At 69.9% G+C, this 15,061-nt stretch carries 17 protein-coding genes, 1 other RNA gene and 1 riboswitch; of the genes, 7 read left to right on the forward strand and 11 right to left on the reverse strand.

Features of this window, described 5'->3' with window-relative positions; genetic code table 11:
- Positions 1-42: 42 nt before the first annotated feature.
- Both HWX62_RS21300 and ilvD read right to left on the reverse strand, forming a co-directional pair.
- Entirely contained in the window at positions 43-369 is a 327-nt protein-coding gene (locus tag HWX62_RS21300) for a c-type cytochrome (protein WP_175930497.1), read from the reverse strand.
- A 124-nt stretch (positions 370-493) separates the two neighbouring features.
- On the reverse strand, positions 494-2,167 hold the full coding sequence (gene ilvD / locus HWX62_RS21305; protein ID WP_175930498.1) for a dihydroxy-acid dehydratase: 1,674 nt from the start codon (positions 2,165-2,167) through the stop codon (positions 494-496).
- Positions 2,168-2,301: 134 nt separating this feature from the next.
- On the opposite strand from ilvD, the gene HWX62_RS21310 reads away from it, so the two are divergent.
- Together HWX62_RS21310 and lgt are read left to right on the forward strand one after the other, a co-directional pair.
- Complete coding sequence (locus tag HWX62_RS21310; protein ID WP_175930499.1) at positions 2,302-3,216, forward strand: LysR substrate-binding domain-containing protein; 915 nt, start codon at positions 2,302-2,304, stop codon at positions 3,214-3,216.
- Between the two features lie 89 nt (positions 3,217-3,305).
- Positions 3,306-4,202 (forward strand): prolipoprotein diacylglyceryl transferase, encoded by an 897-nt coding sequence (gene lgt, locus HWX62_RS21315; protein WP_175930500.1) that lies wholly within the window; start codon positions 3,306-3,308, stop codon positions 4,200-4,202.
- A gap of 110 nt (positions 4,203-4,312) precedes the next feature.
- Here lgt and HWX62_RS21320 read toward each other — a convergent pair whose 3' ends face one another.
- The 5 genes from HWX62_RS21320 to HWX62_RS21340 form a co-directional block, all read right to left on the reverse strand.
- Positions 4,313-5,053, reverse strand: a complete 741-nt coding sequence (locus tag HWX62_RS21320; protein WP_059576741.1) for an SIMPL domain-containing protein — start codon at positions 5,051-5,053, stop codon at positions 4,313-4,315.
- Between the two features lie 177 nt (positions 5,054-5,230).
- A complete protein-coding gene (locus HWX62_RS21325; protein ID WP_006478090.1) occupies positions 5,231-5,692 on the reverse strand; it encodes an EVE domain-containing protein in 462 nt (153 codons plus the stop codon).
- A 69-nt stretch (positions 5,693-5,761) separates the two neighbouring features.
- A non-coding RNA gene (gene ssrS, locus HWX62_RS21330) (6S RNA) lies at positions 5,762-5,943 on the reverse strand.
- Between the two features lie 81 nt (positions 5,944-6,024).
- Positions 6,025-6,339 (reverse strand): cell division protein ZapA, encoded by a 315-nt coding sequence (locus HWX62_RS21335; protein WP_006478091.1) that lies wholly within the window; start codon positions 6,337-6,339, stop codon positions 6,025-6,027.
- Positions 6,336-6,686, reverse strand: coding sequence for an ATPase (locus tag HWX62_RS21340; protein WP_006478092.1), 351 nt, complete (start codon positions 6,684-6,686; stop codon positions 6,336-6,338). The genes HWX62_RS21335 and HWX62_RS21340 overlap by 4 nt, the downstream gene beginning before the upstream one ends.
- 154 nt (positions 6,687-6,840) lie before the next feature.
- A riboswitch (cobalamin riboswitch) is annotated at positions 6,841-7,090 on the forward strand.
- A 41-nt stretch (positions 7,091-7,131) separates the two neighbouring features.
- Here HWX62_RS21340 and HWX62_RS21345 point away from each other — a divergent pair.
- The 5 genes from HWX62_RS21345 (at position 7,132) to cobC (ending at position 11,511) form a co-directional block, all read left to right on the forward strand.
- Entirely contained in the window at positions 7,132-8,247 is a 1,116-nt protein-coding gene (locus HWX62_RS21345) for an iron ABC transporter permease (protein ID WP_244136077.1), read from the forward strand.
- Positions 8,244-9,059 carry an ABC transporter ATP-binding protein gene (locus HWX62_RS21350; protein WP_175930501.1) on the forward strand — a complete coding sequence of 272 codons (816 nt, stop codon included), beginning with the start codon at positions 8,244-8,246 and terminating at the stop codon, positions 9,057-9,059. The genes HWX62_RS21345 and HWX62_RS21350 overlap by 4 nt, the downstream gene beginning before the upstream one ends.
- Positions 9,060-9,120: 61 nt before the next feature.
- Entirely contained in the window at positions 9,121-10,176 is a 1,056-nt protein-coding gene (gene cobT, locus HWX62_RS21355) for a nicotinate-nucleotide--dimethylbenzimidazole phosphoribosyltransferase (protein ID WP_175930502.1), read from the forward strand.
- Positions 10,177-10,189: 13 nt separating this feature from the next.
- A complete protein-coding gene (locus HWX62_RS21360; RefSeq protein ID WP_175930672.1) occupies positions 10,190-10,942 on the forward strand; it encodes an adenosylcobinamide-GDP ribazoletransferase in 753 nt (250 codons plus the stop codon).
- Entirely contained in the window at positions 10,927-11,511 is a 585-nt protein-coding gene (gene cobC / locus HWX62_RS21365) for an alpha-ribazole phosphatase (protein WP_175930503.1), read from the forward strand. Before HWX62_RS21360 ends, cobC begins: the two co-directional genes overlap by 16 nt.
- Positions 11,512-11,617: 106 nt before the next feature.
- Here the strand turns inward: cobC and HWX62_RS21370 are convergent, their stop codons facing one another.
- The 4 genes from HWX62_RS21370 to cobU are packed head-to-tail and all read right to left on the reverse strand — an operon-like array spanning position 11,618 to position 15,048.
- Entirely contained in the window at positions 11,618-12,547 is a 930-nt protein-coding gene (locus tag HWX62_RS21370) for a cobalamin-binding protein (protein WP_175930504.1), read from the reverse strand.
- Positions 12,544-13,563 carry a threonine-phosphate decarboxylase CobD gene (gene cobD, locus HWX62_RS21375; protein ID WP_175930505.1) on the reverse strand — a complete coding sequence of 340 codons (1,020 nt, stop codon included), beginning with the start codon at positions 13,561-13,563 and terminating at the stop codon, positions 12,544-12,546. Before cobD ends, HWX62_RS21370 begins: the two co-directional genes overlap by 4 nt.
- Positions 13,556-14,500 carry an adenosylcobinamide-phosphate synthase CbiB gene (gene cbiB, locus HWX62_RS21380; protein WP_175930506.1) on the reverse strand — a complete coding sequence of 315 codons (945 nt, stop codon included), beginning with the start codon at positions 14,498-14,500 and terminating at the stop codon, positions 13,556-13,558. The genes cobD and cbiB overlap by 8 nt, the downstream gene beginning before the upstream one ends.
- Complete coding sequence (cobU, locus tag HWX62_RS21385) at positions 14,494-15,048, reverse strand: bifunctional adenosylcobinamide kinase/adenosylcobinamide-phosphate guanylyltransferase (RefSeq protein WP_175930507.1); 555 nt, start codon at positions 15,046-15,048, stop codon at positions 14,494-14,496. The genes cbiB and cobU overlap by 7 nt, the downstream gene beginning before the upstream one ends.
- Between the last annotated feature and the right edge of the window lie 13 nt (positions 15,049-15,061).

The following is a 15,061-nucleotide window of genomic DNA, read 5'->3' on the forward strand; positions in this document are numbered from 1 at the left end:
CCGAGCCGCCGTTCGGCAGGTACCTTCGCGCGAGTAGCCGATTCAGCGGACCGACAGCACCCACTGGGCGAGCGTGTGGGCTTCGGTGCTCGTCAGCTGCGTGTTGGCGGGCATCGGCACGCCGCCCCATACACCGACGCTGCCTTTCACGATCGATTGCGCCAGATAATCGACGGCGTCGCCGCGCGCCGCGTATTTGCCGGCGATGTCGTGGAACGACGGACCCATCAGCGGCTTGCCGATTGCATGGCAGGCCATGCAGTTCTTGCGCTGCGCGAGCGCGAGCCCGTCGGGCTGGTCGGCGCGCGCCGCCGCCGCGGCGCCGGTCAGCAGCGTCGCGAGCAGCACGCGCAATATCGTCTGTTTCATGCGGTTCTCCGCCGGCGGGGACGGCCGGCTTCATGGTCCGCGCATTATAGAAGCAAAGGGAAAGCACGTTTTGCGCGTTCCCCGGAGGCCCGTTTATCGGGGTCGCATGCAATGCGTGCCGGCATCAACCCGTGACGGCCCCCTGGTTCGCCGGTCGGGCGAGCGCCGCGAATTTCGCGAGTACCCCGCGCGTATAGCGCGGCGCCGGCTGTCGCCACGCGGCGCGACGGCGTGCGAGTTCCGCATCGTCGACGTTCAGTTGCAGCAGCAGCCGGTGTGCGTCGATCGTGATCGAATCGCCTTCCTGCACCAGGGCGATCGTTCCGCCGACGAACGCCTCCGGCGCGACGTGACCGACCACCATGCCCCAGGTGCCGCCCGAGAAGCGGCCGTCCGTGATGAAGCCGACCGATTCGCCGAGCCCCTTGCCGATGATCGCCGAAGTCGGCGCGAGCATTTCCGGCATGCCGGGGCCGCCCTGCGGGCCGAGGTAGCGCAGCACGAGGATGTCGCCCGCGCGGATCCGGTCGCCGAGGATCGCATCCATCGCGCTCTGCTCGTCGTCGAACACGCGCGCCGGGCCCGTGATCACCGGGTTCTTCAGGCCGGTGATCTTCGCGACCGCGCCGTCTTCCGCGAGATTGCCCTTCAGGATCGCCAGATGGCCTTCCTTGTACAGTGCGCGGTCGATCGGGAAGATCACGTCCTGGTCCGCGCGCGGCACGGCCGGCACGTCCTTCAGCTCGTCGGCGATCGTGCGGCCGGTGATCGTCATGCAGTCGCCGTGCAGCAGCCCGGCGTCGAGCAGGATCTTCAGCACCTGCGGAATCCCGCCGGCCCGGTGCAGGTCGGTCGCGACGTACTTTCCGGACGGCTTCAGGTCGCAGATCACCGGCACGCGCTTGCGGATGCGCTCGAAGTCGTCGATCGTCCAGTCGACCTCGGCCGCATGCGCGATCGCGAGATAGTGCAGCACCGCATTGGTCGACCCGCCGGTGGCCATGATCAGCGACACCGCGTTCTCGATCGATTCCTTCGTGATGATGTCGCGCGGCTTCAGGTCGCGCTTCACGGCCTCGACGAGCACGCGCGCCGATTCGGCGGCCGAATCGACTTTCTCCTGGTCGGGGTTCGCCATCGTCGACGAATACAGCAGCGACATCCCGAGCGCCTCGAACGACGAACTCATCGTGTTCGCGGTGTACATGCCGCCGCACGAACCGGACGTCGGGCACGCGTTCTTCTCGACGCCTTCGAAATCCTCCTGCGACATCCGGCCCGCGGTGAATTCGCCGACGGCCTCGAACGACGACACGATCGTCAGGTCGCGGCCTTTCCAGTTGCCCGGGCGGATCGTGCCGCCGTACACGTAGATGCCCGGCACGTTCAGGCGCGCGAGCGCGATCATGCCGCCCGGCATGTTCTTGTCGCAGCCGCCGACCACCACCACGCCGTCCATCCACTGGCCCTGCACGCAGGTCTCGATGCAGTCGGCGATCACTTCGCGCGACACGAGCGAATACTTCATCCCTTCGGTGCCCATCGACATACCGTCCGAAATCGTCGGCGTGCCGAAGATCTGCGGGTTCGCGCCGGCCGCCTTGACGGCCGCCACGGCCGCATCCGACAGGCGCTGCAGGCCGGAATTGCACGGCGTGATCGTCGAATGGCCGTTCGCGATACCGACCATCGGCTTGTCGAAATCGTCCTTCTGGTAGCCGAGGGCGTAATACATCGAGCGGTTCGGCGAACGGGCCACGCCTTGCGTGATGTGCTTCGAGCGACGGTTGTACGACATGGGGGACTCCATCGTTGTATGGGCGTCACCCTGAAGGGCGCGCCGGTTCGGATCGAACAAGCTTGGAGTTTCTCGACTGGGATGTCCAATATATTATTTGTCGTCTATTAAGTCGTTTTGCGAATGAGTCGAGCATGGCCGATCCCACCCCCGACCTGCGCCAGTGGCGCTATTTCGTGACCGTCGCCGACGAGCGCCATTTCGGCCGCGCGGCCGAGCGCTTGTCGATGACGCAGCCGCCGCTGTCGCAGGCGATCCGCGCGCTGGAGGACACGCTGGGCGTCGCGCTGTTCGTGCGCACCAAGCGCTCGGTGGCGCTGACGGCGGTCGGCGCGGCGCTGCTGCCCGACGTGCGCCGGCTGCTGGCGTCGGCCGATGCGCTGCCGCCGCTGGCGCGGCGGCTCGCGCGCGGCGAGGCCGGCTCGTTGTCGCTCGCGTTCGTGTCGACCGCCGACTACGGGCTGCTGCCGTCGTTGCTGCGTGCGTTCGGCGCGCGCTATCCGCAGGTGCGGCTGCAGCTCGCGGAAGCGACGAGCGACGTGCAGATCGACGAACTCGTCGCCGGGCGCATCGACGCCGGGCTCGTCATTCCTCCCGTGCCGCCGCGTCACGCGGCCGGGCTGTCGTACCTGCCCGTCGTGCGCGAGCCGCTGGTGGTCGCGATGCCGGCCGGGATGTCCGACGCGCCGGAGGACGCGCCCGTCCAGCTCGCCGAGGTCGCCGCGTTGCCGCTCGTGATCTTTCCGCGCCGTTTGGCGCCCGGCTTTTATGACATCATTACGGGCTGCTACGGCGCGGCGGGGGCAACCCCGCGCATCGGTCAGGAGGCGATCCAGATGCAGACGATCGTCAGCCTCGTGTCGGCCGGCATGGGCGTCGCACTGGTGCCGCAATCGCTGCGTAACCTGCGGCGCACCGGCGTGGTCTACCGGCCGCTCGCCGGCGATGCGCCGGTCGTCGAGACGGGGCTCGTATGGCGCACCGGCGACGTGAGCCCGGTGCTCGCCGGCTTCATCGACGTCGTGCGCGCGCAGGGCCTGGCCGCGTGACGTGAACGATGGCGCGCGGGCGCCGTCCAACGCGCGGTCCTGCACGTGTCCGATGGCCGTACCGTATTCGAAAACTTCTTCCCTAACCCATGATCATTCACCCGAATTTCGACCCCGTTGCGATCCATCTCGGGCCGCTGGCCGTGCGCTGGTACGGCCTCATGTATCTCGTCGGCTTCATCGCGGCGATCGTCGTCGGCCGGATCCGCCTGAAGCTGCCGCACGTCGCGGCGCAGGGCTGGACCGCGAAGGACATCGACGACATGATGTTCTACGGCGTGCTCGGCACCGTGCTCGGCGGCCGGCTCGGCTATGTGTTGTTCTACAAGGCCGATTTCTATTTCTCGCATCCGCTCGACGTGTTCAAGGTGTGGGAAGGCGGCATGTCGTTTCACGGCGGCTTCCTCGGCGTGACGCTCGCGATGGCGCTGTTCGCATGGCAGCGCAAGCGGCACTGGCTGCAGGTCACCGATTTCGTCGCGCCGATGGTGCCGACGGGGCTCGCCGCGGGGCGGCTCGGCAACTTCATCAACGGTGAACTGTGGGGCCGCGTGACCGACCCGACGGCGCCGTGGGCGATGCTGTTCCCGGGCGCGATGCGCGACGATGCGGCATGGCTGCCGAAGCACCCGGAGCTCGTCGACAAGTGGCATCTCGCCGACGTGTTCATGCAATACCAGATGCTGCCGCGCCATCCTTCGCAGCTCTATGAAATCGCGCTCGAGGGCATCGCGCTGTTCTTCTTGCTGTTCCTGTTCGCGCGCAAGCCGCGGCCGATGGGCGCGATATCCGCGCTGTTCCTGATCGGTTATGGCCTCGCACGCTTCACGGTCGAATTCGCGCGCGAGCCCGACGATTTCCTCGGTCTGCTGGCGCTCGGCCTGTCGATGGGGCAGTGGCTGTCGCTGCCGATGATCCTCGCCGGTATCGCGATGATGGTCTGGGCGTATCGCCGCCGTGCGGCGAACGCGAATGCGGCTGCATGACGCGGCGTCGATGTCCGCGCGATCGGCGCGGGCATCGGCTACCCGGATGCGCATGAAAAACGCCGGCCCGAGGGCCGGCGTTTTGCGTTTCGACGACTGCGCGACGCGCGTTACTTCATCTGCACGGAGCCGTTGACGGTGACCGATACGGTGGCCTTGCCGCCCTCGACCGCGATCGGCGCGCTCATCTTCGCGCTGTCCATCGGCGCGGCGGCCATCGCCATCATGCGCGGGTACGGCTGCACGTTGCGGCCGCTGCCGACGTTCACGTCGCGGATCGTGTAGCTGCTGTAGCCGAACGCCTTCGCGGCTTCGTCCGCACGGGCGCGGAACGACTTGATCGCTTCGGTCGTGAGTTTCTGCTCGGCCGCCCGCTGCGCTTCCGGCGACAGCGAGAACTCGACGTTCGCGACCTGCATCAGGTTCGACAGCTGGCCTGCCAGCTTCGACGCCGCCGCGAAATCGCGCGATTCGAGCGCGACCTCGGTGCGACCGCGCCATGCGGAGATCTTCCCGTCGCGATCGGTGCTCGGATACACGGAGAACGCGCCCGTATGCGCGGTGACGCCCGACACGCCCTTCGCCTGCGACAGCGCCGCGTCTGCGCGCTGGTTCAACTGCGCGGTGAGACTGCCGGGGTCCTTGGCCTGCTGCTCGTAGAACAGCGTGATGTGGATGATGTCCTGCGGCACGTCGGCGCTGGCTTGCGACGAAAGCGACAGCACGCCCGCCGGCTCCGGAAAGTGCGGGTTCGCCGTCTGCGCGTGTGCGGCGGGCGACGCGAGCGTCAGCGCGACGGGAACGGCGGCGGCGAGGGCGAGCGACAGCGCGAGTGCGGATTTCTTGGTCATTGTTGGACTCCTTGTGCGAGGGCGCGCACGCGGATCGCGCGTGCGCGACGCGGGCGTACCGCGCGACGAAAAACGACAGCCGACGATCGGCCGACAGCGGTTGCTTAGGCCGCGCGAACGTGCCGCGAGTTCCGCCGCGGCGGCGCGTACTGACCAGATTTGACCTTTCGCGTGTGCCTACTTCATCAACTTTTCGGTGATGAATCGCCATTCCGCTCGCGTGACGGGCGTGATCGACAGCCGGTTGCCGCGCGCGAGCACGCGCATGTCGGCCAGCTCGTCGTGCTCGCGCAGCGCGGCGAGCGGCACGAGCGGCGACTTCTTCACGAAGCGCACGTCGACGAGCAGCCAGCGTGGCGCTTCCTGCGTCGACTTCGGGTCGTAATAGGGGCTTTTCGGATCGAACTGCGTGGGATCGGGGTAGGGCGTCGACGATACTTCGGCGAGGCCCGCGATGCCCGGCTCGGGGCAGCTCGAGTGATAGAACAGCACGCCGTCGCCGATCTTCATCGTGTCGCGCATGAAATTGCGCGCCTGATAGTTGCGCACGCCAGTCCACGGCAGCGAACGCTGCGGTGCGTTGGCGAGATCGTCGATGCTTGCTTCGTCCGGTTCGGACTTCATCAGCCAGTATTGCATGGATCGTGATCGACGCAGAAAGGGCTGTTGCAAAAGAAAACGGCACCGGGAACGCCCGATGCCGTTGGATAGGCCCCCGCCTTGGCCGCTAGGCCGGCATCCTGAACCTGAGGTTCAGAATTGGTCGCAGTTAGCAGCACTTCGGGTACATCAGACAGAGTGACGCGCGCGCCCGTGCTACAAATTTCCGCAACCGTGCACATGGCATTGGTTCAAGGAATATATGACCTTGGCGAACCAGGCAGGGAAGCTGACTGAACTGTGATTCGATGCGCCAATTTGACCACCGTTGACCGTCGAGATCAAGGGGAATCGACGCATCGTTTGAAACGTTACTGCGTCTCGTGCTGTGCGAGCACGGCGCCGAGCTGTTCGTTCATCTGGTGCATTGTACGACGGATTTCCTCCGCCGGAAATGCTTCACCGTGCCGCACGCTCGTTTGCAGTCGCAGCAATTCCGATGCGAGCGACAGCGCCGCCATCACCGCGATGCGATCGGTGCCGCGCACCGAACTGTTCGAGCGGATTTTCGACATTTCGGCGTCGACGCGCGCGACCGCTTCGAGCAGCGCCGCTTCGGTCTCGGCCGAACAGGCGAGCCGATAGGGCTGGCCGAGAATCGAGACTTCGATCTGCTTGGTGCTCATGCATGTTCTCCGTGGCTGGCCGCGTCATCGCCATCCGTGCGCGCCTGCGCATCGAGCAGGTCGAGCTGGTTGTCGGCTTGCTCCGCGCTCTTCGAGCGCGGCAGCTTTTCGAGAATCGCGTTCAGTTTCACCTGCGCGTCGTCGATCTTCGCCGACAACGTGTCGCGCTCGGCCGCGAGCGCATTGCGTTCGTCGCGCAGCTGCGCGAGTTCCGCGCGGACCGTATCCGCTTCCGCGCGCAATTGCGCGACCTGCTCCTCGAGCGCGAGCCGTTCCGAGTGATAGCGCTTGTTCAGCGAAATCAGACGGCCAATATTCTGAGACAGGGTTTCGAGTTCGTTGAGCATTTGCTGCGTCCTCTAAAGACCCAGCATTTTAGCGCGGAATAACGCGCAATCCGACATCTGTAACGTTTCCAGTCGTAACACCCCTGCTTCTTGCCGCGAATAGGCGTGTCCGGCGCGGGTCCGGACGCTTCCTTGACGCTCGCGCGACCGGCTCCTAAACTGGCGCCGCCTCGGTGCTCGCGCGCAGGACGCGCGGTTAAACGGGAAGCAGGGTGCGGGCTCCATGAGCGCGTCAACCTGCGCTGCCCCCGCAACGGTAAGCGGCCGCGTCGTGTGACGCAGGCCGGCTCGGGCGCGTTTTGCGTGCAGGTCGCACGCGGGCGCGGGCCACTGCGCGTGATGGCGCGGGAAGGCGAGCCGGACCGCCGCCAGCCCGGATACCGGCCGAGACGGGGAGCCCGCACGGGCTCCATGACGCGCGGCCTGCGGGGAAGCGGGGCGCGTAATGTTTGATGGAACGTTCTTCGATGCCGACCCCAATCGTCCGCCACGCGCCCACGGCGCGCCCGGCCGGCTGCCGCAAGCCGATGCGCCGCGCGTCGTGCACGCTGCCGTGCGCGGCATGAGCGCCGCGCGCGCCACCGCGATCTGGGCCGCGCTGGCCGTCGCGGTCGCGCTGCTGTTCGTCGCGTCGCTGTCGATCGGCAGCGTGCCGATGTCGCCATGGCAGGCGCTCGCGTCGCTCGTGCCGCACGGCGGCGATACCCTGTTGGCCGACATCGTGCGGACGCTGCGTTTGCCGCGCGCGCTCGCGGGTTTCGCGTGCGGCGCGCTGCTCGCCCTGGCCGGCGCGTTGCTGCAGGTGCTGCTGCGCAATCCGCTCGCGGAGCCGTACGTGCTGGGCGTGTCCGGCGGCGCGGCCGGCTTCGCGCTCGTCGCGATGATCGCGGGCGGCGCGTGGTGGCTCGTCGATGCATCGGCGTTCGCCGGTTCGCTCGTATCGGTCGCGCTCGTGCTCGGTCTCGCGAGGCGCGAGCTGTGGCGCGGCGAATCGCGCGACGCGTCGCCGCGCCTGCTGCTCACGGGCGTCGTGATCGCGGCGGGGTGGGGCGCGCTCGTCACGCTGTTGCTGTCGCTCGCGCCCGACGCGCGGCTGCGCGGCATCATCTTCTGGCTGACGGGCGACCTGAACGGCGCGACGGCGCCGTGGTTCGCGTGGGGCGCGTTGGTATTGAGCGCAGGCGTCGCGCTGCCGGCCGCACCGCAGCTGAACGTGCTGTTGCGCGGCGACGCGACCGCGCAGGCGCTCGGCGTGCCGGTCGCGCGCCTGCGCGTGCGGATCTATCTCGTCGCGTCGCTGGCCGCCGCTGCCGCGGTGACGACGGCCGGCACGATCGGTTTCGTCGGCCTCGTCGTGCCGCATGCGTTGCGGCTCGCGTTCGGCAACGATCAGCGGATGCTGCTGCCGGCCGCGATGCTCGCGGGCGGCGGCGGCGTGATGGCGGCCGACCTGCTCGCGCGCACCGCGATCGCGCCCGCGCAATTGCCGGTCGGCGTGATGACCGCGTTGGTCGGCGTGCCGGTGTTCCTGTGGATGTTGCTGAGGAGACCGATGCGATGACGCGCGCCATATCGCACGCCGCTGCCGGCGACATGCACTGCATGGCCGCCGACCTGACGCTGAAGGCCGGCGCGCGCACGCTGCTCGACCGCTTCACGCAGGCGTTTCGCCCCGGCGAAATCTGGTGCGTCGCCGGGCCGAACGGCGCGGGCAAGACGACGCTGCTCGCCACGCTCGCGGGATTGCAGCCGCCCGCCGGCGGACACGTCGAGATCGACGGCCGGCCGCTTGCCGCATGGCGGCCCGGACAACTCGCGCAGCGTCGCGCGCTGATGCCGCAGCAATTGCACGACGCATTCAGCGCGACCGTGTTCGACACGGTGCTGCTCAACCGCTTTCCCTATCTCGGCGGCTGGGGCTGGGAGCGCGACGACGATCGCACGGCCGCGCGCGCGGCGCTCGCGACGTTCGACCTGACCGCGCTCGCGGCGCGCGACGTGATGTCGCTGTCGGGCGGCGAACGGCAGCGGGTCGCGCTGGCCGCGACGCTGTGCCAGGATGCGCCGCTGATGCTGCTCGACGAACCGCTCGCGCATCTCGACCTGCATCACCAGATCGACTGCCTGAGCGCGCTGACCGCCTGGCTCGCGGCAGGCCCGCGCACGGTGATGTTTTCGTGTCACGACCTGAACCTCGCGCGGCGTTTCGCGACGCACGCGTTGTTGCTCGACGGCCGCGGCCATGCGTGGGCCGGCCCCGTGCACGACGTGCTGACGCCCGAGCGCGCGAGCGACGCGTTCGGCTATCCGCTCGTGCTGATCCGCGAGAACGGCCGCGATGCGCTCCTGCCGGCATGGCCCGCGCGACCATGACCTTTCCTGTTCCGACTTTTCCGATGCGCGGCGCTTGCCGCGCCCACGACACGGCTCCTCGATGACGACTCCGACCCAATTCCCGCCCGCGATCGCGCCGCTCGACGACGCGCTGCGCACGCGCCTGCAGCATGTGATCGACCACAAGACCAAGCCGCCCGGCAGCCTCGGCCAGCTCGAGGCGCTCGCGCTGCAGATCGGCCTGATCCAGCGCACCGAGCGACCGGTCATGCAGCGTCCCGTGACGATCGTGTTCGCGGGCGACCACGGGATCGCGGCCGAGGGCGTCAGTCCTTATCCGCAGGCGGTGACCGCGCAGATGGTCGCGAACTTCCTGGCCGGCGGCGCGGCGATCAATGCGTTTTCGGGCGTCGCGCAGAGCACGCTCGAGATCGTCGATGCGGGCGTCGCGTCGCCGCTGCCGCTGTCGGACCGGCTGGTATCGCTGCCGGTCGCGCGCGGCACGCGCAACTTCGCGGTGGAGCCGGCGATGACGCACGAAGCGGCTATGAAGGCGCTGGCCGCCGGTGCGGCGCGCGTCCGCCTGCACGCGTCGCTCGGCACGAACGTGATCGGCTTCGGCGAGATGGGGATCGCGAACACGTCGTCGGCCGCCTGCCTGATGAGCCGCCTGCTCGACGTGCCGATCGACGCATGCGTGGGCCGCGGCACGGGGCTCGACGATCAGGGCCTCGCGCACAAGCGCGCGGTGCTCGGCCGCGCGCTCGTCAAGCATTCGCACGCGGTCGCGCCGCTCGACGTGCTCGCGACGTTCGGCGGCTTCGAGATCGCGATGATGACGGGCGCGTACCTCGCGGCCGCGAGCGAGCGGATGACGATCCTCGTCGACGGCTTCATCGCGAGCGCCGCGCTGCTCGTCGCCGAGCGCATCGCGCCCGGCGTGCGCGACTACTGCGTGTTCTCGCACACGTCGCACGAGGCCGGGCACCGGCGCATGCTCGAGCATTTCGGCGCGAAGCCGCTGCTCGCGCTCGACCTGCGGCTCGGCGAGGGTACGGGCGCGGCGCTCGCGCTGCCGCTGGTGCGCGCGGCGGCCGCGTTCCTCCGCGAGATGGCGAGCTTCGAATCGGCCGGCGTCGACAATCGTGACGCCTGAGCGCGCGCGCGGCATGCGGGCCGAACTGCGCTACTTCTTCGTCGCGCTCGGTTATTTCACGCGCGTGCCGGTGCCGAGTTCGATCGGCCATGCGGCCGGCGATCTCGATCAGGCCGCGCGCTATTTCCCGCTGGTCGGCGCGTGCGTGGGCGCATGGGGCGCGCTCGTCTATCTCGTCGCATTGCGCGCGCTGCCCGCATCGATCGCGGTCGGGCTGTCGATGGCCGCGACGCTGCTCGCGACCGGCGCCTTCCACGAAGACGGCCTCGCCGACAGTTGCGATGCGTTCGGCGGCGGCTACACGCGCGACGACGTGCTGCGCATCATGCACGATTCGCGGATCGGCACGTTCGGCGCGGTCGCGCTCGTGATCGCGCTCGGGCTGAAATGGCAGGCGCTGGCGTCGATGCTGCCGCTGCGCGCCGCATGGACGATGATCGCCGCGCATGCGGCGAGCCGCGCGACGGCCGTGAGCCTGCTGATGTCGCTCGACTACGTGCGGCCCGAAGGCAAGGCGAAGCCGGTTGCGCAGCGCATGGGCGCACGCGCGGCATGCGTCGCGGCGGCGTTCGGATTGCCGTGGCTGTTCTGGCCGGACTGGCGCATGGGTGTCGCCGCGTGCGTGGCGCTCGTGCTCGTGCGCGCGTGGGCGGCCCGCTATTTCGTGAAGCGGATCGGCGGTTATACGGGCGACTGTCTCGGTTTCGCGCAGCAACTGGGCGAACTGGCGATCTATCTCGTGGTGCTCGGATGGACGTCGTCCTGATCCGCCATCCGGCCGTCGGCATCGAGCCGGGTATCTGCTACGGGCGCAGCGACGTGCCGCTCGCCGAAGCGGCCGATCGCGGCGCGCAGGCGGTGCGTGCGCATCTGTCGGCACTCGGCGCGCCGTTGCCCGAACAGGTCTGGACGAGCCCGCTGACGCGCTGCGCGTCGGTGGCCGAGCGGCTTGCGCGGACATTCGACGCGCCGCTGCGGTGCGATGCCGACTGGCAGGAAATGGATTTCGGCGCGTGGGAAATGCAGCGCTGGGACGATATCGACTGCGCGGCACTCGACGCGTGGGCGGCCGATTTGATGCACGCCTGCGCGCACGGCGGAGAAAGCGTCGCACGGTTCGTCGCGCGGGTGGCGCGGCAGGCGGACGCGCTTGCCGGGTTCGACGGGTCGCAATGGGTCGTCACGCATGCGGGCGTGATCCGCGCATTCGCGTCGCATGTATTGCGCGTGCCGCTCGACACGCTGCTGTCGCGGGCGGTGCCGACGGGCGGGGCCGTGTGGCTGCACACGAACGACGACGCGCAAGCATGGGAAGTCGTGCACTGGGACGAATAGGCGCACCCGAGTCTGCAGTTGAGCGACGCTGCGTACGATCGATCTGTCTCGGGAGCCGAACGCATCGGGCACCGGTGCGCGGGATGAACGCGCCAATCGCCGGCAATCAGCGCGCCGGCCGCCGCGCACGTGCGGCATCCAGATCCTCGCACAGCGCGGCCGCGCCCTGCGCGATCCGCGGCGATGGCCGCGTCAGCAGATCGCCGTCGATCGCGAACAGGTTGTTGCGCGCCACGGCCGTCAGCGCGGGCCACGCGCGCCAGCGCGCGAGGCTCGGCAGCGGGTCGTTCGAACGGGTCGCGCCCGCGCTCGTCGTCACGATCGCTTCCGGATTCGCCGCGAGCACGGCCTCGTCGGTCACGGTCGGCACAAGCGGCTTGAGCGACGCGAACACGTTGCGGCCGCCGCAGAGTTCGAACACTTCGTTGATCAGATGGGTGCCGTTGAGCGTGGTCAGCGGGCGGTCCCACACCTGGAAGAACGTCGTGACGGGCGGGCGTGCCGCGTAGCGTGCGCGCAGGGCCGCGATGTCGCGCGTGAAGGCGGTCGCGGCGGCATCGGCGGCCGGCTGCGTGCCGAGCAGCGCGCCGAGCCGGCGCAGCGACGACGATACGTCGTCGAGATGCTTCGGTTCGCTGAAGAACAGCGGGATGTGCAGCGCGCGCAACGCGTCGGTCTGCCGCTCGGCGTTGCCGTGCCGCCAGACGACGATCAGGTCGGGCTTCAGCGCGGCGATGCGCTCGAGATCGAGCGCCTTGTTGTCGCCGACGCGCGGCACTGCTTGCGCGGCAGGCGGATAGTCGCTGTACGTGACGGTGCCGACGAGCTTCGCGCCGCCGCCGGCCGCGTAGACGAGCTCGGTCGCGTGCGGCGCGAGGCTGATCACGCGCTGCGCGGGCGCGGACAGCGTGACCGTATTGCCGGCGTCGTCGCGGGTCGTGACATCGGCGTGGACGAGCGGCGCGTGAGCGAGCGCGGCCAACAGCGCGGCCGGCAGCGCGGCCGGCGTGAGCCGGCGCAACGGGCGTGGATTCATGCGGAGCCCCGCTGCAGCAGCGGCACGCACTGCGCGAGCGCGTCGCCGAGGCGCTGCCATTCGGCTTCGCTGCCCGGCAGGCCGATGCGCACGCTCGACGGGCTCGGGAAGTGCCGCGTCCAGATCCCGCGTGCGGCGAGCGCCGCATGCAGCGCCGCGGCGCGCGGGTCGTCGGTCCAGCTGAAGAGCGGCGTCGCGCGAACCGCGAAGCCGTGCGCGCGCAGCAGCGCGGCCAGTCGCTCGCCGTCGGCCGCGAGCCGCTCGCGGGTGGCCGCTTGCCACGCGCGATCGGCGAACGCCGCGGCGACCGCGTGGCGCGCGGGGCCGCCGACCGTCCACGCGCCGAGGCTGTCGCGCAACGCGACGATGGTGTCGGGGCACGCCAGCACGAAGCCCGCGCGGATCCCGGCGAGCCCGAAGAACTTGCCGACCGAGCGCAGGACGACGAGCCCCGCACGATCGACCTGCGGCGCGAGCGAGGGCGCGGCGCCCGTATCGGCGAACGCTTCGTCGACGATCAGCGTGCCGCCGCGTGCCGCCAGTTGCGCATGCCAGCCGAGCAGGCGCTCGATCGGCACGAACTCGGCGGTCGGATTGTTCGGATTCCCGACGATGACGTGGCGTAGCGTCGCGGGCAGCGTATCCGCGTGGATGTCGAGCGCGACGACGCGATGGCCGTGACGCGCGAACGCGGGCGCGTATTCGCCGTACGCGAGCGCCGCGACGCCGGCGACGCCCGCCGGCAGCAACGCCGGCAACGCGCGGATCGCCGCCTGGCTGCCGGCGACCGGCAGCACGTGCGCGGGGGCGGGCGCGTGATAGTACTGCGCGGCGCAGGCCGCGAGGCCGTCGCCGTCGTCGGGCAAGCGGCGCCATGCGTCGGCCGGTACGGGCGGCACGGGGTAGCCGACCGGATTGATGCCGGTCGACAGGTCGAGCCACGCGCCGTACGGAATGCCGTGGCGGCGGGCGGCCTCATGCAGGTTGCCGCCGTGCGCGATGGATGAATCAGACATGATGGGTGGCCATGACGAGTGCGCCGCTCGCGACCAGCAGCGCGAGCCACAGCGCGAGCGTGCGCGTGACGAGCGACAGCGCGGCGACGATGTGAACGGCGGTGGGCGTGACGCCGGTGCCCAGCGCCGGCCGATCCTCGATCTCGCCGTGATAGACGGCCGGGCCGCCGAGCTGCACGTTCAGGCTGCCGGCGCCGGCAGCCATCACGGGGCCCGCGTTGGGGCTGTCCCACTGGCGCGCCTGCGTGCGCCAGCAGCGCCACGCGGCGGCCGTGTCGCCGAGCAGCGCGTAGCTCGCGGCGGTGAGGCGCGCGGGAATCCAGTTCAGCGCGTCGTCGAGGCGCGCGGCGGCCCAGCCGAAGGTCAGGAAGCGCGGCGTGCGGTAGCCCCACATCGCGTCGAGCGTGTTCGCGAGCCGGAACAGCAACGCGCCCGGGCCGCCCGCCGCGACGAACCAGAAGAGCGCGCCGAAGATCGCGTCGTTGCCGTTTTCGAGCGCCGATTCGACGGCCGCGCGCGACAGCGCGCCTTCGTCCGCGCCGCTCGTGTCGCGCGACACGATGCGCGCGGTCAGCGTGCGCGCCGCGTCGAGGTCGCGCCGCAGCAGCGCGGCGGCGATCGGCGCGACGTGGTCGGCGAGGCTCTTCGCGCCGAGCGCGAACCACAGCAACGCGACGTGCAGCGCGGCCGCGAACGGCCACGGCAGCACGGCGACGAGCCATGCCGCGACGGCCACCGGCGGCACGACCGCCGCGAGCCAAGCGGCGACGCCGGCCACGCGGCCGCGCCGGCCCGTGTTCAGCGCGGCCTCGATGCGCGCGGCGACACGGCCGAACGCGACGAGCGGATGCCAGCCGGCCGGCTCGCCGATGGCGCGGTCGACGAGCGCGGCCGCGACCGCGAGCATCGCGACGACCGGCAGCGACAGCATCAGCATGACGGCGCCTTAGCCTTGAGCTCGAGCGGCAGCCCGGCCACCAGCAGCGTGACGCGCGTCGCGAGCGCGGCGATGCGCTGGTTCAGGCGCCCGAGCTCGTCGACGTAGCGCCGCGTGACCGACCCGAGCGGCACGACGCCGAGCCCGATCTCGTTGCTGACGACGATCACCTTCGCGCGTGCGCCGCGCAACGCGTGTTCGAGCCCCTCGACCTGCGCCGCGTACTGCGCATCGTCGAGCGGTTCGCCATCGGCGGGGCACAGCAGGTTCGTGAGCCATAGCGTCAGGCAGTCGACGAGCAGGCATGCGTGCGGATCGTCGAGCCGCGCGAGCGTGCCCGCGAGATCGACGGGTGCGTCGGCGAACCCCCAATCGGCCGGCCGGCGCGCGCGGTGATGCGCGATGCGCTGCGCGAATTCGGCATCGGCGGCGGTCGCGGTCGCGATGTAGGTGACGGGGCGGCCGCTGTCGGCAGCGAGCCGCTCGGCATGCGCGCTCTTGCCCGAGCGCGCGCCGCCGAGGACGAAGGTGAGGTCGTGCGGAATCATCGCGTGATTGTAA

Source organism: Burkholderia sp. BCC0506 (assembly GCF_902833145.1).
Lineage (GTDB): Bacteria > Pseudomonadota > Gammaproteobacteria > Burkholderiales > Burkholderiaceae > Burkholderia.